The sequence below is a fragment of the Catellatospora tritici genome, from assembly GCF_019083965.1.
Taxonomy (GTDB): domain Bacteria; phylum Actinomycetota; class Actinomycetes; order Mycobacteriales; family Micromonosporaceae; genus Catellatospora; species Catellatospora tritici.
This window is the reverse complement of the sequence record NZ_JAHRCY010000035.1, coordinates 39,453-61,017: the sequence shown is the minus strand read 5'-3', so window position 1 is coordinate 61,017 and position 21,565 is coordinate 39,453. Positions and strand designations below refer to the sequence as shown.

18 protein-coding genes are annotated in these 21,565 nt (G+C 71.3%); 6 read left to right on the top strand and 12 right to left on the bottom strand.

Annotation, left to right across the window (positions count from 1 at the left end; translation table 11 throughout):
- Positions 1 to 13: 13 nt before the first annotated feature.
- The 6 genes from KUA19_RS39915 to KUA19_RS39890 form a co-directional block, all read right to left on the bottom strand.
- Positions 14 to 787, bottom strand: coding sequence for a FadR/GntR family transcriptional regulator (locus KUA19_RS39915; RefSeq protein WP_217404851.1), 774 nt, complete (start codon positions 785 to 787; stop codon positions 14 to 16).
- A 293-nt stretch (positions 788 to 1,080) separates the two neighbouring features.
- Complete coding sequence (locus KUA19_RS39910; RefSeq protein ID WP_217404849.1) at positions 1,081 to 2,226, bottom strand: mandelate racemase/muconate lactonizing enzyme family protein; 1,146 nt, start codon at positions 2,224 to 2,226, stop codon at positions 1,081 to 1,083.
- Between the two features lies 1 nt (position 2,227).
- Complete coding sequence (locus tag KUA19_RS39905; RefSeq protein WP_217404847.1) at positions 2,228 to 3,055, bottom strand: carbohydrate ABC transporter permease; 828 nt, start codon at positions 3,053 to 3,055, stop codon at positions 2,228 to 2,230.
- Positions 3,055 to 4,017, bottom strand: coding sequence for a carbohydrate ABC transporter permease (locus KUA19_RS39900; RefSeq protein WP_308167916.1), 963 nt, complete (start codon positions 4,015 to 4,017; stop codon positions 3,055 to 3,057). Before KUA19_RS39900 ends, KUA19_RS39905 begins: the two co-directional genes overlap by 1 nt.
- Before the next feature lie 3 nt (positions 4,018 to 4,020).
- Positions 4,021 to 5,283, bottom strand: coding sequence for an ABC transporter substrate-binding protein (locus KUA19_RS39895; RefSeq protein ID WP_217404845.1), 1,263 nt, complete (start codon positions 5,281 to 5,283; stop codon positions 4,021 to 4,023).
- Positions 5,284 to 5,452: 169 nt separating this feature from the next.
- Positions 5,453 to 5,950: a glycoside hydrolase family 6 protein gene (locus KUA19_RS39890; protein WP_254550861.1), complete on the bottom strand. Its 498-nt coding sequence runs from the start codon at positions 5,948 to 5,950 to the stop codon at positions 5,453 to 5,455.
- A 130-nt stretch (positions 5,951 to 6,080) separates the two neighbouring features.
- On the opposite strand from KUA19_RS39890, the gene KUA19_RS39885 reads away from it, so the two are divergent.
- On the top strand, positions 6,081 to 7,079 hold the full coding sequence (locus KUA19_RS39885) for an RNA polymerase subunit sigma-70 (RefSeq protein ID WP_217404842.1): 999 nt from the start codon (positions 6,081 to 6,083) through the stop codon (positions 7,077 to 7,079).
- A 50-nt stretch (positions 7,080 to 7,129) separates the two neighbouring features.
- On the opposite strand, the gene KUA19_RS39880 is transcribed toward KUA19_RS39885, so the two are convergent.
- From KUA19_RS39880 to KUA19_RS39870, 3 genes are all read right to left on the bottom strand, one after another.
- Positions 7,130 to 7,879, bottom strand: coding sequence for an SDR family oxidoreductase (locus KUA19_RS39880; RefSeq protein ID WP_217404840.1), 750 nt, complete (start codon positions 7,877 to 7,879; stop codon positions 7,130 to 7,132).
- A 168-nt stretch (positions 7,880 to 8,047) separates the two neighbouring features.
- Positions 8,048 to 8,953 carry an NmrA family NAD(P)-binding protein gene (locus KUA19_RS39875; protein WP_217404838.1) on the bottom strand — a complete coding sequence of 302 codons (906 nt, stop codon included), beginning with the start codon at positions 8,951 to 8,953 and terminating at the stop codon, positions 8,048 to 8,050.
- 91 nt (positions 8,954 to 9,044) lie between these two features.
- Positions 9,045 to 9,515 carry a VOC family protein gene (locus KUA19_RS39870; protein ID WP_217404836.1) on the bottom strand — a complete coding sequence of 157 codons (471 nt, stop codon included), beginning with the start codon at positions 9,513 to 9,515 and terminating at the stop codon, positions 9,045 to 9,047.
- Between the two features lie 298 nt (positions 9,516 to 9,813).
- Between KUA19_RS39870 and KUA19_RS39865 the strand changes: the two genes are divergently transcribed.
- The 3 genes from KUA19_RS39865 (at position 9,814) to KUA19_RS39855 (ending at position 11,892) form a co-directional block, all read left to right on the top strand.
- Positions 9,814 to 10,263 carry a MarR family winged helix-turn-helix transcriptional regulator gene (locus tag KUA19_RS39865; protein WP_217404834.1) on the top strand — a complete coding sequence of 150 codons (450 nt, stop codon included), beginning with the start codon at positions 9,814 to 9,816 and terminating at the stop codon, positions 10,261 to 10,263.
- A 168-nt stretch (positions 10,264 to 10,431) separates the two neighbouring features.
- Positions 10,432 to 10,956: a class I SAM-dependent methyltransferase gene (locus tag KUA19_RS39860; protein ID WP_217404832.1), complete on the top strand. Its 525-nt coding sequence runs from the start codon at positions 10,432 to 10,434 to the stop codon at positions 10,954 to 10,956.
- A 99-nt stretch (positions 10,957 to 11,055) separates the two neighbouring features.
- Positions 11,056 to 11,892, top strand: coding sequence for a maleylpyruvate isomerase N-terminal domain-containing protein (locus KUA19_RS39855; RefSeq protein WP_217404830.1), 837 nt, complete (start codon positions 11,056 to 11,058; stop codon positions 11,890 to 11,892).
- Between the two features lie 27 nt (positions 11,893 to 11,919).
- On the opposite strand, the gene KUA19_RS39850 is transcribed toward KUA19_RS39855, so the two are convergent.
- The 3 genes from KUA19_RS39850 to KUA19_RS39840 are packed head-to-tail and all read right to left on the bottom strand — an operon-like array spanning position 11,920 to position 20,404.
- Entirely contained in the window at positions 11,920 to 15,645 is a 3,726-nt protein-coding gene (locus KUA19_RS39850; RefSeq protein ID WP_217404828.1) for a beta propeller repeat protein, read from the bottom strand.
- A complete protein-coding gene (locus KUA19_RS39845; RefSeq protein ID WP_217404826.1) occupies positions 15,642 to 19,439 on the bottom strand; it encodes a hypothetical protein in 3,798 nt (1,265 codons plus the stop codon). Before KUA19_RS39845 ends, KUA19_RS39850 begins: the two co-directional genes overlap by 4 nt.
- Positions 19,439 to 20,404, bottom strand: coding sequence for a hypothetical protein (locus KUA19_RS39840; RefSeq protein ID WP_217404824.1), 966 nt, complete (start codon positions 20,402 to 20,404; stop codon positions 19,439 to 19,441). The genes KUA19_RS39845 and KUA19_RS39840 overlap by 1 nt, the downstream gene beginning before the upstream one ends.
- A 134-nt stretch (positions 20,405 to 20,538) precedes the next feature.
- Here KUA19_RS39840 and KUA19_RS39835 point away from each other — a divergent pair, with 134 nt between their 5' ends.
- Together KUA19_RS39835 and KUA19_RS39830 are read left to right on the top strand one after the other, a co-directional pair.
- Positions 20,539 to 21,054 carry an RNA-guided endonuclease InsQ/TnpB family protein gene (locus KUA19_RS39835; RefSeq protein WP_217404822.1) on the top strand — a complete coding sequence of 172 codons (516 nt, stop codon included), beginning with the start codon at positions 20,539 to 20,541 and terminating at the stop codon, positions 21,052 to 21,054.
- Positions 21,055 to 21,063: 9 nt separating this feature from the next.
- Complete coding sequence (locus KUA19_RS39830) at positions 21,064 to 21,558, top strand: RNA-guided endonuclease TnpB family protein (RefSeq protein WP_308167920.1); 495 nt, start codon at positions 21,064 to 21,066, stop codon at positions 21,556 to 21,558.
- The last annotated feature ends 7 nt before the right edge of the window (positions 21,559 to 21,565 follow it).

Genomic DNA, 21,565 nt, shown 5'->3' with positions numbered 1-21,565 from the left:
AGCACCGGCTCGATCAGCGGGCCCGTTTGCGCGCACCGGTGGCGGGCTGGTCGGCGTCCCGGTTCGGGCGGCGGCGGTTCCAGGAGCCGACGATGTGCGCACGCATGGCCGCCGCGGCGCCCTCGGCGTCTCCGGCCAGGACCGCGTCGTGCACAGCCTGGTGCTCGGCCAGCGTGCGCAGCATGACGGCCTCGTTGTACTCCCCGTGGTAGCGCATGCTGCCGCGCGCCTTGTCGTGGATGCTGTTCACGATGGCCCGCCCGAGGCGGTTGCGGGAGGCCGCCATGACCATGTCGTGGAAGTGCGCGTCGGCCGCGGCGAACTCCGGCACGTTGTTGATCTTGGAGCGCATGAGCTCGAGCGCCCCGCTGATGCGGAGCCCGTCCTCGTGGGTGTACGAGCTCGCCGCCGCGGCGGCCATGTCGGCCTCGAGCGCCGTGCGCGTGGCCACCAGTTCGTCGAGGAACGACAGGTTCGCGTCGTGGGCGATGATCGCCGTGAGCACCACGTCGTCGAGCAGGTTCCACTGGCGCGGGTCGGTGACCTGGGTGCCCCGGCCGTGCTCGATGCGGACCAGGCCCTTCTCCTGCACCACCTTGACCGACTCGCGGATCACCGTGCGACTGACGCCGAACTGATCGCAGAGCTCGTTCTCCGGGGACAGGGTCGAGCCCGGCGGCAGCGCCCCGCGCACGATGTCGTTGACGATCTGCTGCACCACGTTGATGCCCAGCTTCGTGCCGCGCACCCGGGGCGGGGCGACCTCACCGGACGCGGCATGGGCCATGCCGAATGGACCAGCCGCAACCTGCCGCGCCAACGAAGCCCCCCTGGACCTGAATCCGAATCGCCTGCCCTACACCAGGGTATGGTATGCCCTCGAAGACGTAACAGGTAAGATGTCATATGTCACTCGACTGCCAGACCACTGCGTAGAGCCAGAATTCTTGCACAAAAGTGTTATGCGTGGCCATTGGCAGGACACGCGTACCGCTCAGGTGAGCCTGTCGGTGCCCCCAGACGCGGGTGCGTCCACCGCGAGACTCCGCCCGGTGGACGCACCCGCCACGACACTCGCGATCAGGCAGCCGCCGGCATTCGCCGGCCGGCCCGCTCCGGCCGGACCCCAGGCCCGTCGTAGGCGACCGTGGTGGGCCGCGCCGAGCAGGCGGCGACAGCGTCCTCGTCCACGACGATGCCCAGGCCGGGGCTGTCCCCCAGGACGAAGCCACCGCCTTCGACCCCGACATCCAACGCCACACCGACCGGCGGCTGGATGATCTGCAGCTCGGTGGACAGATGGTTGGGCACCGACGTCGCGGCGTGCACCAGACCGACCGGGTGGGTCCCGATGGGGCTGACCGGCAGATCGTGGGCATGGGCCAGGGCCGCCACCCGCAGGAAGTGCGTCACGCCCCATACCGACGCGGTCTGCACGATGTCCAGTGCGCCGGCGGCCAGCAGGCCGCGGAACTGCTCCAGGCCGCTCAGGTTCTCCCCGCCGGCCACCGCGGCCCGCACCCCGCGTCCCACCGCGGCCAGGCCCTCGGCATCCCAGCGGCGAACCGGCTCCTCGACCCAGATGAGGTCCAGCGTGCGCTCGAGCTCGCTGACGTAGCGAACTGCCTGCTTGCGGTTCCAGCACTCGTTCGCGTCGAGCATCAGACCCGGCCGCGAGACGCCGCCGGAGTCGGCGAGCACATCGCGCACCAGGGCGAGGCGGCACCGGTCGCGGTCGACATCCAGGCCGCCCTTCAGCTTGGCCGCACGCATGCCGCGCTCGGCGTAGGCCTGGTAGGCGGCGACCAGCTCCTCGTCGTCGAGGCCGATATCCAGGCCGGAGGCGTACGCGGGCACTGTCCGGTCGCGTCCGCCCAGTAGCCGCCACAGGGGCTCCCCCGCCGCCTTGGCCTTGATGTCCCACAGCGCGGTGTCGAACGCTCCGATGGTGCCGGACACGGCCCCGGCGTGCCCGGCCTTGAACGTCTGCCGCTGCATGCGGTCGTACAGGGCCGTCACACCGCGCGGGTCCTCGCCTTCGATCGCCGCGAAGACCGCCTCCAGCTGCACGTGCGAACCCATGCCGACACCGGTGATGCCCTCGTCGGTGGTCACCAGCACGATGGGCACCTCGGTGACGCCATCGGCGAAGACACCGTTGGCGTCACCGACAGGGCGGCCCCATTCCTGGACGGTGGTCAGGGCGCGAAACCCAGTGATGCGCATGTCAGCCTTTCGTCGAACCGGCGGTGACAGCGTCGGCGATCCGGCGCTGGAAGAAGAGGTAGACCGCCAGCACGGGGACCGCGGCGATCAGCACTCCCGATGCGAACGTGGGAATGTCAGCCGAGTACTGCCCTCTCAGCGACGTCACCCCGACCATGAGAGTCCGGTGCTCCGCTGAGGGCATCATCAGCAGGGCGATGAGCACGTCGTTCCAGCAGAACAGCGCGTTGAGCACGCCGACCGACAGCAAAGCCGGCCGTCCCATGGGCAGCATGATCCTGAGGTAGACGCCGTAGGTGGTGTTGCCGTCGATGCGCGCCGCATCCACGATCTCGGCCGGAATGGCACTGTAGTAGCTGGCCATCAGGTAGATCGTGAAGGGGAGGAACTGCGCGACGTACGCCAGGATCAGTCCGGGATAGGTGTCGACCAGCCCGGTGTCGGCCATGGTCCGCACCAGCGGAACCATGATGACCTGGAACGGCACGAACAGCGCCGCCAGGCAGCCGAGCAGCAGCGCCCGCGAGCCGCGGAAGCGCAGATGGCTCAGCGCGAACCCGGCCATGGAGCCGAACAGCAGCAGCAGAGCCACCGCGCCGGCCACCGCAACGACGGAGTTGAGGAAGTGGCGTGCCATGCCGGCGCTGGTCCACGCCGTCACCACATTGTCCCAGCGCAGCGAGTCGGCCACGGAGAACCTGTCGAGGACGTAGTCGTGGCGGGTCTTCATGGCCGCATTGGCGGTGAAGACCAGCGGGTAGATCGTGGCCAGCGCGAGCAGCGCCATGGGGGCTGCGACCAGCCACCGGCTGATTCTGGCGCCTCGCATCAGTCCTCCCTTCCGGTACGGCGCAGGATGCCGACCTGGGCGAGTCCGACGACGAGCATGACCAGGAAGAGCACCGTCGAGGCGGCCGAGGCGTAGGCCGGGCGGTTCATCTGTCCCTGCTGGATCCAGATGTAGTACTCGGGCAGGTAGGTCGACCCGCCTGGCCCTCCGCTGGTCATCACGTAGATCAGGCCGAACATGGAGGTCAGCATGCCGATCATGGTGGTCACGAAGACGAACTGGATGGTTCGTGACAAGCCCGGCACGATGACATGACGGATCACCTGCGGCAGGGTCGCGCCGTCCGACCTGGCGGCGTCGAGCAGGGCCGGGTCGAGTGTCGCGAACCCGGACAGGAACACCACCAGCGCCATGCCGAAGGTCGCCCAGACATGGACGCCGACCACGGTGAACATCGCGACGTGCGAGTCGCCCAGCCAATCGACCGGGCCGGCGCTCAGCACGCCCAGGACACGGTTGAGCGGGCCGTCGAACGACAGCAGGAGGTTGAAGATGGAGCCGACGATGACCGGGGAGAGCACCGCGGGGAAGAAGTAGACACTGCGGTAGAACCGGTGGCCGGGCACCCGCAGATAGATGAAGGTCGCCAGGATGCCGGGGATCGCCACCGCGACGGGCAGCAGCAGCACCAGCCATCCGACGTTGCGCAGCGCGCCGAGAAACAGCGGATCGGCGAACAGCTCGACGTAATTGTCCAGGCCGACGGCGACTCCGTTGCGGTCGCCGTCTCCGGTCAGCGAGAAGTTGACTCCCAGCAGCAGCGGCCACAGCCTGAACAGCACGATGACGAGGATGGCGGGGGCCATCAGCACGAACGGGGACAGTCGCTCGCCCGACAGCAGACCGGCCCGTCGAGTCTTGCGATGCGCGTGCCCTGCTCCATCGGCCCGCCCCAGCGGGGTGGGACGGGCCGACAGCGGCGGAGATTCACCGAGCTGCACGTGTCAGCTCCGGTCCGATTCACCGAGCTGCTTGAGCGCGTCGTCGACGCTGACCGTGCCCTCGAGGATCTGCTGGGACAGCCGACCCATCAGCTCGATGGTCTTCGACGACAGTGCGACGTGCAGGGCCGGCTTACCGGTCTTGAGGTCGGCCACGATGGCGCTGATCGCCGCTCCGCCGTTGGAGGTCTGCACGGTGGTGTCGGAGACCACCGCGCCGGCGTCGGCGTAGAACGCGGTGAGGGCCTCGGTTGAGGTCAGCGAGCGGACGAGGTCGGCGGCCAGGGCCGGGTCCTTGGTCCACTTGGCGACGGCGTAGCCGATGCCGCCGTCGAACGGCAGGCTGGGAGTGGTGCCGTCGGTGATGACCGGGGATTTCAGGACACCGACGTTGTCGGGCCCAAGGAACTCGTTGAAGTCCTTCCAGTGCCCGATGTCGGACATCAGGCCGATGATGTTGGTGGCCTTGCCCGACTGGAAGATGCCGAAGGCGTCGGTGAACAGCGTGGTCGAGTTGCCGCCTTTGCTGTTCAGGCCGCGGTCGTCGACGTCCTTCCAGAGCTGGAAGACCTGCTTGACGTGCGGGGAGGTCCAGTCACGCTGTCCGGCGATCCAGCTGTCGTACTCCTGGGGGGTGAGGATGCCCGACCCGAACGCCGACAGGAAGAACTGGATGCCGATGCCCTCCTTGTTGCCCAGGGCGAAGCAGCTGGCCTTGGTGGCCTTGGTGATGGTGGCACAGTCGGCGGTGAACCCGTCCCAGGTGGTGGCCGGACGCTCAGGGTCGAGCCCGGCGTTCTTGTACAGGGTCTTGTTGAAGTAGATGGGGTACCCCTGCAGCGTGACGGGTGCGCCGTAGGTCTTGCCGTCCTTGGCGAACGCGTCCCATCCGGTGAGGCGTTGCTTGTCCGAGGCGACGAACCCGTCCAGGGGCACGAGGGCGTCCACCCGGTCGCGGATCTGGCCACCACCGTTGAACATCATGACGTCCGGGCCCTTGCCTGCCTGGATCGCTGCGCCCAGCAGCGTGTAGTACTGATCGAACGGCTGGGCGACGAATTCGACGGTCACCCCGGGGTGCTTCTTGACGAAGTCGGCCTTCGCCTTCTCGACGTACGCGGTCGCGGTCTTGTCACCGGACTTCCAGTCCCACACGACGAGCTTGCCGCTCGCGCTGTTGGCGGAGTCTGTGCCAGTGGCACTGCCGCAGCCGGCCAAGGCCAACGTCGCCGCCACGGCGACCGACCAAAGTGCTCGCTGCTTCATCGATGCTCACTTCTCGGGAAGGGGCCGACGGGCCCGGCCCTCGCTGAATGCAGCCAAAGCTAAGTCATATGATGTGTGATGTCAACGAACTTCAAGGTCCGCCCACCGGTCCGTCGATGAGCCGTCGGCGGCGCGACCCTCTGTCCCTATTGGTGATATCGACCTCAATCTATTCTTGTGTCGACCTCCACGAACGGCGATCCATGACGCGGTGGCGGGACGCCCTGGGGCGTCCCCCCCCCCCCCCCGCTGTCCCGGGGGGGGGGGCGGGCCCCGCCGGGGCCCCCCCCCCCACCGCGTCATGGCGGCAGGTCGGGTTTAAGGTGAGGGTGGGTGCGGCGTTCTTGGCCAGCCAGTGGGCCATGTCGGGCCACCAGGCACCGGCAGCGGGGTCGATGGTGCCGTATTCGGGGTCGGCGGGTCCGGGAGTTCCGCGCTTGCAGCTGCCGTCGGATTCGCCGATGGTCTTGATCCACAGGAAGGCGTCGGTCAGTGACAGGTCGGTCTTGGCCGTCGGCCGCCGCACCTCCCGTCCACGGCGTACCGCTGCCCGCGGTCGCCTCCAGCAATGGAGTAGGCCGCCATCGGCGGCAGCTTCGCCGACAACTTCAACTCCCTCAACACCAGCCGCTGGTACAAGTCCGACGGCTGGGGCCAACGGCAGCATGTTCAACGTCGGCTGGCGCGCCTGCCGGTCGAGATCCCGTCCACCGCTGCGGCGGGGTATGTGGTGATGAGTTGTCGCGCCCGCTCCCGTCATACCTACGACGGGACACGACGAGCGGAAGGACGACGTGATGAGTGCGGACACATGGCTGGAGGAGCTGGGCGTGGGCGGGCTGGGCGAGATCGACGAGCTGGCGTTCTCTGGGCTGGCGGAGCGGCACCGGCGGGAGCTGCACGTGCACTGCTACCGGATGCTCGGGTCGTTCGATGACGCCGAGGACACCGTGCAGGAGACGTTCCTCCGTGCCTGGCGGCGGCGGGAGACCTTCGAGGGGCGGTCCACGTTCCGGGCCTGGCTGTACCGGATCGCGACCAATGCCTGCCTGGACCTGCTCGCCAAGTGCCGCCCGGAGCCTGCGACCGGCGGCGAGGTGCTGTGGCTGCAGCCCTACCCGGACCGGCTGCTCGACGAGCTGCCCGCCGGCCACGCGGACGAGCCGGAGACCGTCGCCGTCGCGCGGGAGACGATCGAGTTGGCGTACCTGGTCGCAGTGCAGCACCTCGCGCCGCGCCCGCGGGCCGTGCTGATCCTGCGGGACGTGCTCGGCTGGCCGGCGAAGGACGTCGCGGAGCTGCTCGGGGACTCCGTCAACTCCGTGAACAGCGCGCTGCAGCGGGCCCGCGCGGGCATGCGGGAGCACCTGCCCGCCGAGCGGCAGGACTGGACCGGCGGCGAGCAGAACGCAGGGACGCGCGAGCTGGTGCGCCGCTATACCGACGCCAGCGTGGCCACCGACATCGCCGGGCTCGCCGCACTGCTGCGCGACGACGTCCGCTGCTCGATGCCGCCCACGCCGGGCCTGCACGTCGGCCGTGACACGGTGGTCGGCGACTGGGTCGAGAGCGGCTTCGAGGGCATGAAGGGCCTGCGCACCGTCCTCACCTCCGTGAACCGGCAGCCCGCTGTCGCCTTCTACCAGTGGCAGCAGCAGGAAGGCGCGTACCTGCCGCTGACGATCGACGTCCTGCGCGTCACCGGCGGGGCGATCAGCGAGATCGTCACGTTCCACAACGACCGGTTCCCGCGGCTCGGGCTGCCGGTGTGCCTGCCTGCGGACGGCATGGAGTAGGCCCGGTGTGGCACGGCCGGTCCTGGCAATCCCGCCCCCTTCGGGTTCGCTCATCGCTGCTGGCTGGCCAGCCACTGGTCGAAGGGGGTGGGTGCTATCTCCGCATCGGCCGCGGGTAGCAGGACGTCACCGGCCGCGGTCTCGTCGAAGATGCCGCCGTGCCAGGTGGGCACGAGCCGGATGTTCTTGCCCTGGGCGGTGAGCGTGCGCCGGGCCATGTCGATCATGTCCTGCGGCTCGGGTCCGGCGATGTCGCGGTGGCGGCCCTGTGGGCTGCCGACGGCGACCCGGGCGAGGATGTCGGCGACGTCGGAGGGCGCGATCGGCTGCATCAGCAGCGGTGGCAGCTGCGCTACCCCGTCGCGTTCCATCCAACCGGCGACCATCGCGGGAAAGTCGTGGAACTGTGTCGCGGGCACGATGGTGTACGGGATCGGCCCGGCCTCCACCGCGGCCTCCTGTGCACGCTTGCCCGCCATGTGGGCGTTGCCGGGGACGGTGCGCACCCCCGTGATGGACAGCACGACATGGTGGCCGACCCCGGCGCGCTGTTCGGCGGCGAGCAGGTTGGCGGTGGCGGTGGTGAAGAAGCTGACGGCCTCGGTCGCTGACGTGGTTTCGGTGCTGGTGGTGTCGACGACCGCGTCCACTCCGGCCAGGGCTTCGCCGAGGCCGGTGCCCGCGACGACGTCTACGCCGTGGGACCGGCTGATGGGCACGACGTCGTGCCCATCGCGTTGCATGGCGGCGACGGTGAGGGAGCCGATCCGTCCGCTCGCTCCGACCACTGCTATTCGCATTTCGTAACTCCTTGCGTATTTGCCGGGTATTTGCCGAGGTCAGGGAACAAGGTTTCGCGTGGTCGGTCTGTCCGACCGTATGGTTGCTCCGGCCGCCGATGCCCACACGTTCTGTCTGCGTCCTGCGCGTGAGCACGTGCGAGGTCGGCGAATGTCCGCCGTTGCGTCTCAGCCGAGGTAGAGCTGCCTGCGGGCCGCCACGAAGGCTTCGATCGACTGGGCAGGCAGGCCGGTGACGCGTTCGACGTCGGCGGAGGTTCGGTCGTAGCGGTTCTCGTGGTGCAGCCGGGCCATGGTGGCGATGTGCTGTTCGGTGTGCGGGGGCAGGCCGGCCTTGGCGAGCACCTCGGTCCGCCACCAGGCGAGGGGGACGTCGGTGTAGGTCACCGGTCGACCGAGTGCCCGGGAGAACTGCTCGGCCAGTTCGGTCATGTCCACCGAACGCGGCCCGGTCAGCTCGTAGACGTGGCCGACGTGGCTGGTGGGGTCGCGAAGCACGGTGGCGACCACTCTGGCGACGTCGTCCACGGCGACCGGCGATGTGCGGCCGGTCCCGAACGGCAGGGCGATCGTGCCGTTCCGCCTGATCGACCGCGCGGCCAGCGTGGTGAACAGCGGGTTGTCGAGGAACGACGTCGGCCGGACGTGGACCACGGGCAGGCCCGACCAGTTGAACACCTGTTCGGCGAGCCAGTGCAGTCGCTGTTGGTGCGACTCGGTGGTGCTGGTGGCGGTCATCTGGGACACCGTCATCTGCGACATGTCCACGAGGCAGTCCAGGCGGCCGTATTCGCGCGCGACGCTGGCCACGACGGCCGCGGCCAGCAGGTGGTCGGGTGAGACGGGCATGGCGAAGTAGACACGTCCGGCGCCCTCGATCGCGGCCGCGACGGTCTCGGGCCGGGTCAGGTCGCCGAGTACCACCTCCGCGCCGAGCGTCCGCAGCTCGGCGGCCCGGTCGTCGTCGCGGCGGACCATCACGCGCACCGGCACGTCCTGTGCACGCAGTCGTTCGAGAACCGTGCGACCTACGCCGCCGGCGTTGGCGATGAGAACGAGTTCGCTGGCAACCATCAGTTGATCTCCTAGGTCAACGGTAGTCGAGCCGCCACGGACGTACAGGCTGTCGCGCAGGTTGGGCGCCTGCCCGTCCGAACAGGCGGTGTCAGCGGCCGGGGGCGCGCTTCTTGACCTCCTGGAGCACCCAGCCGTTGCCGTCGGGGTCACTGAACGTGCTGAAGGAGCCGTAGTCGGCACGGTCAGGGTGCGGCCCGGCGACCCTCGCCTGGCCGGCGCGGTGGACGACGTCTGCGCCGTCGTGGCCGTGGTAGAACAGCCCGCCGGCATCGTGGAACACCTCGCTCACCTCGATGCCGCGCTCGATGAGCTCCGCGCGGGCCCGCTCGATGTCGGGGACGACGAGGTACAGGCCCTGGGCCGAGCCTGGTAGGGCGGAGGTGAGGCCCCTGCCGAACATGATCGAGCATGTCGACCCGGGCGGGGTGAGGTGAACCGCGCGCCAGTCGTCACCTGCCGTCCTGTCGAGGTCCAGGCGGAATCCCACCGCTTCGTAGAAGGTCTTGGCCCGATCGACGTCGGACACGGGCAGCACGATGAGTTCGAGCTTCAGATTCATGGGGTCCTTCTTCCTTGCGCCGGCCACCCAGCGGTCCGGTCTGCTGATGTCATTCGGGACGACGCCCTCGCCGTCGCGGCCACTCCTCCGTCGCGAGGAACCGGCCCAGCCGTACCGCCTGGGCCCCCCGTGTACTGCGGGGATGCCCGGCCGAGGCGATACGAGCATATGCTCGTATATCGAGGTCGACAAGGGTGGGGCCGGTCACGTTCGGCCAGGTCATCCTGGGTATGAATCGCGCCTGCGTACTTCGGCGCGGGTGCTCCTACCCTTGAACCGGGACGCGGAGGAGGCGAAGATGACCGAGGCGGCGGCAGACGTCGAACTGTGCAACAACCTGGCGCTACGCAAGGCGGCCCGCTATCTCGGCTCGACCTACGACAAGGCGCTCGCGCCGGTGGGCCTTCGCGCCACGCAGTTCAGCATCCTGCAGAAGCTCAGCGCGCACGAAGAGATGACCATCAGCGGACTCGCCGACATGATCGCCATGGACCGTACGACCATGGCCACGAACCTCAAGCCGCTCGCGCGGGAGGGCCTGGTGACCATCGAGTCGTCCGCCGCCGACCGCCGCGCCCGCAGCGTGAAGATCACCCCGGACGGCCTCGCCCGGATGAAGGCGGGTCTGCCACTGTGGCAGGAGGTTCAGGCACGGTTCGAGGGCGCCTTCGGCGCCGGCGACGCGGCGCGGTTGCGCACGTCCCTCGAAGCCGTCCTGCGCACAGGCTTCGAGCCTTGGGCCGAGTGACCCACCGATCCAGGCGGCCGGATCACGCGACTGCGCTCAGCTCGTCGTACCGGACGAGCCCAGCCACGGTGCCCATGCCACCTCACCGCCGGCGACTCCGAGCAGAGTGATCTGATGGTCGACGAAGGCAGGAGACGCTCACATGACCGAGATCTCACGGCGTACGCCGTGACCCGGCACCGGTTCCACGGCGACGAGGCCCGCTTCGACGTGCTCGCCGAGTTCATTACGGCACGATTCCCGCAGGCCCGGTACGTCGCCGACGTGGCCGGCGGGCAAGGGATGCTGACCCGGCTGCTGCGCAAACGGTTCGGCCTGGAGGCCGAGGTCGTCGACCCCCGCGGCTGGACGCTCAAGGGCGTTCCGGCCCGGGCAGAGCCCTACTTGGCGACGCTGGCCGACTACTACGACCTGATCGTGGGCCTGCACCCGGACGAGGCGCTACGCGAGGTGGTCGACTCGGCCCGGATACGACCCGTGCTGGTCGTACCCTGCTGCAACTTCTGGGACCGGGACCGCAAGCTCGGCCGTGACGAGCTGCTGGCCGCGATCACCGCCCAGCACCGTGCCCTGGGCGGCCAGGTCGAGCATGTCGAGCTGGCGTTTCGCGGCCCGAAGAACCGAGCCCTGGTCCTGCTGCCGCCGGTCCGCAGTTTCGCCTGTCCAGCGGCATCTGGGAGCCGGATGTCCTGACCGACAGGCATGCGTCGTTCGGTTCAACGGGATAGCAGCGTCGTAGGCTGCGGCGGCGGAATCCCGGCGGCGGGCTACTTCGCAGTAGCATGCCGCGTCATGACCCCACTCGACCGTGACTCCGTTGTACTCGAACTGCGCGGGCAGTTCGCGGGACTGGCGGACGTGATCTGCGCCGGCCGGTCACTGGAGCGGCCCGTCCCGGGGCTCGCCTGGACGGTCGGGCAGGTCGCGATGCACCTGTTCACCGTCTACGGCGTCTTCGCCGCCGCCCTGCGCGACGAGGACGTCAGTAGCCTGTTCACCGAGATCGGCGTACACGACACGCTCCCGCAGCAGGTCGCCGCGACGAACGCGAACGTGGTCAGTCAGTATGCGTTCGCCTCGGCGACCGAGGCCGCCGAACAGCTGACCCTGGCGGGTGAGGCGCTGCTGTCAGCCATCTCGGCGGCCGACCTCGACCGGTCCGTCCCCGCGCCCTGGTACGGGCCCTCGGTCATGCACGCGGGCGCGACTCTCGCGGCGCTCATCGGATCCGAGACACTGGTACACAGCGGCGACATACACCGGGGGCTGGGCGTCGCGTACCGGCCGAACCGGCGCCTCGCGGCGCTGATCACGCCGACGGTGATGATGCGGATGCTGCCGCTGGTGGTGGACCAGAAAGCGGCGGCGACCATATATGCCGTCTACGACGTCAGGTTGCGCGGCGCCGGCAGGTTCACGATGGCCTTCGCCGACGGCGACGTCCGTGTCGGCGAACCCGGACAGTTCGGGCGCAGCGACTGCGCGCTCTCGTTGACACCGGTGGCCGCGTTGATGATCGCGTTCGGCCGGGCACCGGTCTGGCGCATGATCGCCACCGGGCAGGCGCTGTCCTATGGGCGGCGACCCTGGCTGGCGCTCAGGTTTCCCCGGCTCTTCCTCAGGCCGTGAATGGTGGACGCGACGCATCCTCGGCGGCTACGGGGTGCCGGTCGGGCGGTCGTGGACCCGGACGATCCGCATCGCCGCGTACGGCCAGCGCTGGACCAGGTCGGCGACGCTGCCGCCGGCGGGCAGCGCGGGGAACGGCGCGACGGTCGCCGGGTCGACCGGCGAGAACGTCACCGCCACGAACATCACGTAGTCGTACAGGCGCTCGGTCGTCAGGTTCACGTCGACCGACACCGCGCGGGGCATCCGGGCGCTCAGCTCCACATTCAGCGGGTGCGTCACCGGGCCGACGGACGGTTCGACCCGCCAGCCGGCCGGTACGGCGGGCGTGCCGCCGGAGATCACCGACGCGATGTAGCCGGGGATCCACGACCCGTCCGCGCTCAGCAGCGCCGCCGACGTCGACGCGGACAGCCGGAACAGCACCACCTTCGCGGCCCCGATGCCCAGCGGCACCGTGTCGCGGTGGTGCACCAGCACGTCGACGACGCTGGGTTCGCGGTAGACGCGCCAGATCCGGTCGGCGGTCACCGGCCGGATCGGGTGTACGTGGTCCATCAGGTCGAGTTCGGTGCCGAGCGCGTCCATGGCGCCGGGAGAGTGCCAGGGCGCCCGGTACACCGCGAGCGGGTCGCCGGGGCTGCTGCTGAGCGCCCCGGTCGAGGTGAGCCGGGTGCCGCCGACGACGAGGTCCCACAGCTGCCGGTTGATGCGGGTGCCGGCGCCGAGGCCGTTGTTGGCGCGGTGCAGGCTGATCAGTTCGGCCAGCGCGTCGTTCCAGACCCCGTCGGCGGTGACCGATGGGAAGTGCCACCGGAACGCCGTCTGGAACGTCCACAACTCGTACACGGGGACGTTGTGGACGGCGGCCCAGTTGCTGGTGGCGGTGATGACGCCGGTGCCGAACTGCCAGCGCGGGGCGGTGGCAGGCACCTGGGGCCGTACGGTGATGTCGGGGCTCTCGACGACCTTCAGCGGATCCAGCAGCGGGCTGATCCGCGGGTTGGCCATCGGGGTCGGCAGCTTGCGCCGGTTGTCGAACGAGTGCACCCGCAGGTAGGTCCGCATCGGCTCCTGGTCTGCGGCGAGGTCGACCTCCCAGACGCCGCGCGACTGCAGCCCGGCCCGCAGCAGCCGCGGGCTGTCCGGGTCGCTGCTGGTCCACACCGACAGGTCCTGCACCACGGCCTGCGGCAGGTTGCTGACCATCGGGAGCCAGGTGACGGTCGCCCCGGCGCGTTCGCCGTGCCAGACGCCGGTGATGGTGCCGACGTATACGTGGGCCGCGTCGGTGGGGTCGACGGTGACGGCCTGGGCGGGATCGATCGGGCCGATGCTGGCGCCGGGCGGCGGGGGCAGCTGAGTGCGCAGTCGTGTCGGCACGAACGTGCGGGTGGCGTTGTCGAACCGGTAGCAGGTGTCACCCGGCGGGGTCGCGGTGTCGCCGGAGCAGGTCAGGTAGAAGTCCTGGCTCTCGGGGATGGGCGCGATGTCGGTCAGCGTCGTGACGCTGACGTCCAGGCGCGGCTGCGGCGGACCGGGCGGGGCGGGTGGCAGCGGCGCAGGGGTCAGCAGCGGGTCGGCGGTCCACTGCCCGGCCGGGTTCTGCTTCCAGCGCACGACGCCCTTCTCGAACAGGGCCAGCAGCTCGGTGGGCGAGGCCCACTTGACGGTGAGCACGGGCCCGAACGGGCCGACGCCGCCGGTGATCGGGCCGAGCACGCCGCCGCCGGGCACTCCGAAGGCGGGCATGAGGTCGGCGCCGGCGGGGCGCGGGTCGACGTCGGGCGCGGGGGCGGCGGTCGCGAACGGCAGCACCCGCCAGTTGTTGTACGGCATCGCCGCCAGGTTGTCGGTGATCCACACCCGGTTGGTGCCCAGCGCGATCCGCCCCGAGGTGGCGTTGCGTTTGACCGCCGACGGTCCGGAGTAGAACGCCGACGCGTCGTTCTCCCGGTCACGCGGCGGCAACTGCGGCCAGAACCACCTGGTCAGCGGGTCGGCGTAGCCGGCGAGCGGGCGGCAGTCCCAGGACCCGAAGACGTACTGCGCCATGATGTACTGCGACTGCACCGGGTGGAACACCACACCGCCGCCGTCGCCGCCGAAGGTGTCCTCCCACACCATCTCGCCGACGCGCATCAGCCGCCCGTTGTCCTGCACCCCGGCCGCGCCGAAGTGGCTGCTGGTCGGGTGCTGCACCAGGAAGTTGACCTCGAACGCGGCCAGGCCGGTCACCCGGGGCCCGAAGCTGTTGGCCCGCCCGGCCTGTGGGGACACGAAGACGCCGCCGTCGCAGCCGACCCACACCTGCCGCACGCCGTCGACGGTGGCCAGACGCAGGCAGTGCACGTCGGCGTGCACGTTGTCGCCGATCAGCCCGGCGGGCCGGTGCGGGGTGCCCGCCCGGGAGATGTTCGGCGCGGGCTGCAGCGCGGAGCCGTTGACGTCCAGGCACCACAGCGACGACGCCAGGCCGTCCGGTGAGGTGGTGGGCGGCAGCTCGACGTAGGCGCCGCCGAGGTAGAGCCGGTCGATGTCGGGGTTGGGCGGGTTGCTGACCACGTCCACGACGATCGCCTGGTCGTAGTCGCGCTGGCTGCGGTGGCCCGGGTCGGTGATCCACACCGGCGGGACGGCGCTGAGCGTGGTCGCGGCGGGGCTGGCCGCGGCGATGTCGGGGATGCGCCAGATCGTGTTGACGTTGTTGGCGCTGGCGCTGGGCACGATGTCGCCGAGCACGTACACGCGGCCCCCGGCGGCGGTGGCCAGGCTCATCCGGCCCTGGATAGCCGGGGCGGCGGCCGAGGAGGCCAGCCCGCCGACCCACTGGAACGTGGCGCCGAGGTCGTCGCTGAACGCCACACCGCTGCCCAGCGGCGCGGCGGCGGCCGGGGTCTCCAGGCCCAGCGCGAGGGCCACGACGATGCGTCCGTTCGGGTTCGGGCCGGGCACCCACAGCACGTCGGTGACGACCGGGCGCGGGTTGGCGGCGTACAGGTTGCTCGGCAGCGGCACCAGGGCCCAGGTGAATCCGGACGGGCCACGGGTGCCCAGGAACAGGCCCGAGGTCGTGGCGGCGGCCACCCGGTCCTGGCTGGGTCCCGATGCCGCGCCGGGGGTCGCGGCGGGGTGGCGGGCCAGCCGGAACGCGCTGACGCCCTCCATCACCGCCAGCCCGGACTCGGTGTCCCACGGGTCCGGCAGGCTGCTGTCGGCCGGGCCGCGGGCGGCCAGCACGCCGAGCCCGGCCAGCGCCGGGCGGCCGGGGCGGCTGAACATCATCGACTCGCCGGTGCCGACCATCACGAAGTCGTCGGCGGCGGTGGCACCGAACGCGACCAGGATGCTGCCGCACGCCTTGGCGGAGTTGGGGCCGCCGGTGTTCGCCGAGCGGGCCGCCGCGTCGCCGACCGGCCGCCAGAACTGGCCCGCGTCCTCGGTGTACCACAGACCGCCCTTGCCGGTGCCCGCGTACGCGCGCCGCCCGTCGGGGCTGACCGCCAGGTCCCGGACGCGGCCGGTGGTACGCACATAGTTCGACTGCCCGCTGCTGCGCGCCACGGACGGCCCGATCGGCACCCACCGCCGTACGTGTCGGCTGACCGGCGGCAGGCTCGCCAGCAGCTGCCCCATCGCGGCGGCCAGCAGACCGGCGTCGAAGTCGCCCAGGCGCGCCGACGCGAAGCCTTCGCGCCGGGCGGCCATGCCGCGGCGGCGGGCCCGGCGGTCCTCGCGGCTCTCCCCGCTCACGCTGTCTCCCCCTCGTCGTCGGGCGTCACCCGGATCCAGCCCTCCTGCGCCTCGTGCGGCAGCCGGGGCAGGTACGCGGTCTGCGTCGCCGCGACGATCGGGTCGTCGCGCCAGGTCAGCGGGCCGGTGCGCCGGGTGAACGTCTGCTTGTCGCCCAGCAGGTTGACCAGCGGCAGCCGGATCTCGGCCGGGTCGACCAGCACCGGCCCGACCCGCACCGACGGCACGAGGCGCCGCAGCCCCGGCGTCACCCAGTGGTCGGACAGGGCCAGGTGCTTACGCGGCAGGATTCCGGACGTCAGGTGCACCCGTCCCAGCGGCAGCATCAGCAGCGTCAGCCGCACCGTCTGCCCCGGCCGCACCCGGATCCGCCCGTCGGGCACCAGGTACGGGTGCGCCAGCGGGTCCAGTCCTGGCGTCGTCACCGCGCCCAGCAGCCCCAGGTGCCCGCGCAGCCGCCCGCTCTCGCGTGCTTGCGCGGCGACCACCCGGTCGACCAGGTGCAGCCGCGAGTAGTCGTCGTCGACGTAGAAGCCGAGCAGCGCGTCGTCGGTTCGGGTCAGCTCCCCGAGGCTCACCTCGAACCGCTGCCCGGCCAGCTTCGCGAACGCGTCCCGGCGCGCCTGCGCGCCGCCCGCCTCGGTCACCTCGACCTCGGCGGTGTCGTCGGGGGCGTCCAGCCGCAGCACCGCCCGCACCACCGCGATCGGCCGCCCCACCAGCCCGGCCACCGTCGGCGACCCGACCGCCGCATAGGTGTCGACCGTCCACAGTGTCGTGTCGACGGCCCTTAGCAGCGCCGACAGGGCACTGTCGGCCGGGGCGGGGCTGAGCGCGCGGGCCCGCGCGTCGGCGACGACCAGCCCGGCGGCGATCTCACCGGTGATCCGCGCCGCCGACGGCAGGTCGGCCAGCGGGCCCGCGTCCGGCGGCACCGGCCGGCCCGGCGCGGGTTCCCACGTCACGGCACCGGTGACCGGGTCGTGACCGAGCTGCCCGATCGCCTGCCCGCCGACCGTGAACGCCTCGAGCTCCTCGTCGATGTGGTCGGGCAGCAGGAACCCGGCGACCGGGTTGACCCCGCCGGCCGGATCGAGCTGGTCGACGTATGCCTCGTGCAGGTCGTCAGGGTCGGTCGCGGCGGGCTGCGCCGGGTCGACCAGCCGGAACAGCCAGCGGGCGCTGTGCTGCAGCCGCGGCCGCAGGCACATCCCGCCGGGCAGGTCCACGGCCAGGTCCAGGGTGGTCGCGGCGGCCGCGATCGCCTCGGCGGGGATGTCGAGGGTACGCCCGAACGCGTCCACCAGCCGCAGCCGCTCCACCTGCACCGTGCCCCCGAACAGTGGCACCGGCAGCCCCGACGCCTGCGGCCGCCCGTCCGGGCCCCGGTGCACCACGCCCACGTAGTCGATGCCCAGCAGCTGCTCGCGCAGCCCGTCCAGCGACGCCGACACCAGGTCCATCGGCGCGACGAGGTCACCGAGGCGCTGCAGCGCCTGCTCGTCGGCGCTGGACAGGGTCGACGCGCCGCCGGTCGCCTCCCGCTGGTGTTCGGTGTCGATCCAGCGCCGGATGCCCTCCCGCAGCGCCGTCGCCGCGCCCTGCCCGATCGGGGCACGCCCGGCGCAGGTCAGCCGCACCGGGTTGCCCGGCTCGGGCGGCGCGTCGGCGTCGGGCTGCAGGTCCAGGTCGGACAGGTGCCAGCCCGATACGCTGTCGTGGCCGTCGGCGCTGGCACGCCACTCCAGCCACAGCGGCACCCACGGCTGGCGCCACGTGGTGACCGCGATCGGGCTCGGCGGGGTCCCGACGTACAGGGAGTGGCGGGCCAGTTCCTGGGCGATCTGCCGGTCCACGAGCTGGTCGCGGCTGGACGCCCAGGTGCCGGCCGCCGGCTTGGCCGGGGCGGCGGCGGTGTTCGTGGGAGACAGGGACAGGCCGCTCAGGCCGTCGTAGCGGCCGTCGGCGCCGTACAGCCGGACCATCTCGGCGGCCAGGCGGGTGCGGTACGGCCCCGTCGCGCCCGTCGGCGGCGCCCCGGCCTCGGCCAGCCACCGGTACGCGTACGGGTTGAGCAGCACCGCCTCGCGCACCACGGTCAGCACCTCGTCGGGCACCGCCCCCGACCCCAGCGACGGCACCACGGCCGCGCCAGCCACCACGCCCTCGATCGCGGTGACGGCCTCGCTCGGATACCGGCAGCGCAGCCGCCCACCGTCGTCGAACTGCCCGTCGTGGTGGTGCCGGTGGCTCGGCCGGGCCCCGCGCAGCGCCAGCATCGGCGCCTGCGGCCGGAAGTAGCGCGGCGCGGGCCGCACCACCTCCCGCGCATCGGCCCGGTCCCGCCCACCGCCGGCCAGGCGCACCTCCTCGGTACGCACCGACCGCGCCTTCTCTGCCCGACCACCCAGCAGCATGTCCGACTTCAGCGACCAGCCGAGCTTCGTGCCCAGCCGTGGCGACGGCGCTGCGGCCCGGCCCTTGCGGCCCACGGTCAGCGGACCCGCCGACGCGCTGTCCTCACCGTGCAGCCGGTCCGGCTTCGCCGCGGCCAGCGGCGCACCCGGCAGCGCCCAGAACCCGTCGCCGTGCTCCCGCTCGGCCAGGTCCGTCAGCCCGTCCGGGCTGCCCAGCTGCTCGATCAGCCCGCTGGTGAACGCCGCGACCAGCGTCTCGGCCTCGCGCCGGTGCTCGGCGTCCAGGCCCAGCACCGCCGCGCCGAACGCGGCGACGACGTCGTCGAGGTCCAGCCCCAGCGCCACCCCGAGCGCCGCCGGGTCGGGCCGGTCGTCGGCGCCCGGCAGCGGCCCGGCCACCGGCACCCCCAGCACGCAGCCGTGCAGCAGCGTCGCGTACCGGGCCAGCGCGGTGGTCACGATGACCTGCTCGACGGCGGCGACCGGCAGCGCACCCAGCATGGCGACCCCGTCCAGGCGCCCGGTCAGCACGGCCCCGTCGGCCGCCGCGACCGACGCCGGCGGGTCGTCGACCGGGGCCGCCAGTCCCGCGGCCTCGCGCACCTGCGCCAGCCGCGGGTCGGCGACCAGCACCGAGGTGTCGTCATCGTCGTGGACCAGCCGCCAGCCCTTCGCCGCCAGCGCCGCGTCCAGCCGCGCCGGGCCCGCCGCACCGGCCAGCGGATCGGCGCCCAGGTCGCTCCACCAGCCCGCGACCGTGTACACGGCCTGGTCGGCGTGCAGGTCCGGGGTCAGGTCCGCGAGCGGGTCGTGGAACGCGAACCGGTCCGCGCTGGCCGTGTACGAGGCCGTCCACATCAGGGACCCGCCCGCGGCCGCGTCCAGTGGATCGAGCACCGGCCCGGCCGCCGCACCGGGCGTGCCCGGGTACGACTCCAGCGGCGTCACCGTCGCGGTCGCGGCGTCGATCACCCAGCCGCGCAGCAGCGCCTGCCGGGCCCCCTGCGGCGCCAGCGCCCGCACCACCACCCACCGGTCGGGCAGCCGCGGCAGCACCAACTGCCCCGTCTGCGTGTCGTGCCGCCCGGCCAGCAGCGCATCGGGCAGCGCCCAGTGCAGGTGCACCCCGTCCGGGCGGTGCTCCCCGTCCGCGAACGGCGCGGGGTCCTTCGGCCCGCCGGTGACCGCCACCGTCTCCTCGCCGCCCGGCACCACCACGTACGCCTGGACGTCGACGGGGACGAGGATGCGGGTGCGCCGCGACAGCTGCGGGTCCCAGGTGTGGAACGTGGCCGCGTCCACTCCGGACCGGACCAGGTCGGCGTAGCGGGCGTCGAAGACCGCCTTGGACGCCAGCTTCGGGTCGATCGCCGCCATCAGCCACCTACCCGGAACACGCTGGTCACCATGGTCTCGTACGAGATCGTCGGCCGGAACACGTGCGTCACCGGCGTCGCGGCCGGGTCTCCGAACACCTGCCGGAACGGGAACCGCACGAGCTGCAGCGCGTATTCGGAGCTGTCCAGGCCGTCGGCCGCGCCGCTGCCCACCTTCGGCTTCAGGGACCGTTCCAGCTGCTGGATGTCGACCACGCCCGGCGCCCCGGCTCGGAACGGCACGTCGACCGGCGGTCCGGGCAGGTACTCGAACGTGGTCGCGTCGCGCGGCCGCAGGGTCGCCCGCACCTGGTCGTCCTCGCCTGTCGCCTCGAACCCGAACTGCACTCCCTGGCGCGGCTCCTCCACGTGCACCACCTTCGGCACCCCGTCGAACAGGCACAGCAGCACCGCCGGGGCCAGCCGCTCCAGCCGCAGCAGCCGCATCCGGCCCGGACCGTCTTGCGGGATGCGGGCGGTGTCGCCGCCGTCGGGCTCGATGCTGAACGCCCGCACGTGCAGCGCCGGCCAGCCCGACACCGCCCGCGAACGCAGCAGGAACCCGCTGATCGGCCCGGCCGCCCCGGCGTAGCGCCGGGTGCCCTCGCGCCGTCGCAGGTTGCGCTCCTCCTGGTCCAGCTCGTCGCGCACCCCCGGGTACTGGGCGGTCAGCTGCGTGCGGTCGTCGCTGTTGACCGTGCCCACCGCCAGCGCTCCCTGCACCAGCGCGTCGGTCCAGCGCCGGTCCACGTAGAACCAGCGGATCGACTCCGGCGGCAGCAGCTCGCTGTCGGCCACCAGGTAGGCGAACGGCACGCCGTCGAGCAGCCGCAGCCGCACCAGCCACTCGCGCAGCTCGGCCGGGATCGCCCCGTCGCCGTCGTCGGTGTCGGCCAGCACCACCGGCGGCTGCACGGCCAGCGCCAGCGGCAGCTCGGCCAACAGGGCCTGCTTGTCCAGGTTCATCGCGAACCTCCGGGGAGATCCCAGCCTTCAGGCCGGGAAGGAATCGGACTGCCCGCGTAGCGGGACAGGGAAAGGCGATTCGCCTGCCGGGCGGGCCGCCGTCGGCTGTCAGATCCGGCCGCTAGGTTGCGACCATGACGACCAGGCACGTGAAGCGGGCGTTCAAATACCGCTTCTATCCGACGGATGCGCAGGCAGCAGAGCTGTCGCGCACGTTCGGGTGCGTGCGGAAGGTCTACAACCTCGCGCTGGCGGCACGTACCCAGGCGTGGCAGCAGCGGGCCGAGCGAATCAACTACAACCAGACCTCGGCCATGTTGACGGCGTGGAAGAAGACCGAGGAACTGGCGTACCTGCGCGAGGTCTCCTCGGTGCCGCTCCAGCAAGCTCTTCGGCACCTCCAAACGGCGTTCACCAACTTCTTCGCCAAGCGGGCCGAACACCCGCGGTTCAAGTCGCGGAAGAAGTCGCGGCGCTCGGCGGAGTACACGACCAGCGCGTTCCGGTTCCGCGACGGCGAGCTGACCCTGGCAAAGATTGCGGATCCGCTCGACATCGTGTGGTCCCGGCCGTTGCCCGAGGGTGCGTCGCCGTCCACGGTGACCGTGTCGCAGGATCCGGCCGGGCGGTGGTTCGTGTCCCTGCTGTAGGTCGCTAGGATTTATGCGCGTATCGCTGATCGGCGACGCGACAACCTGCACAAATTGTCCGCGCGACTCGTCCGCGAAAACCAAGTGGTCGTAGTCGAAGGACTGGCCGTGTCCAACATGCTCAAGAACCACAGACTCGCCAGGGCTGTCTCCGATGCGGCGTGGGGCGAGTTCCGGAGCATGCTGGAGTACAAGTGCGACTGGTACGGGCGAACGTTCATCCCGCTGGACCGCTGGTTTCCCAGCTCGAAGCTGTGTTCCACCCCGGGGTGCGGCTACGCCAACGAGAAGATGCCGTTGAACGTCCGCGAGTGGACGTGCCCGCGATGTGGCACCACCCATGATCGGGACGTCAACGCTGCCAGGAACATTTTGGCCGCCGGGCTGGCGGTGTCTGCCTGTGGAGCTGGTGTAAGACCTCAACGGGAGTCCTCCCGGACAGGGCGGTCGGCTGTGAAGCAGGAAGTTGTCCCGACCGCACGCTCGCGTGCGGCTCAGCCGTGAGGCTGAG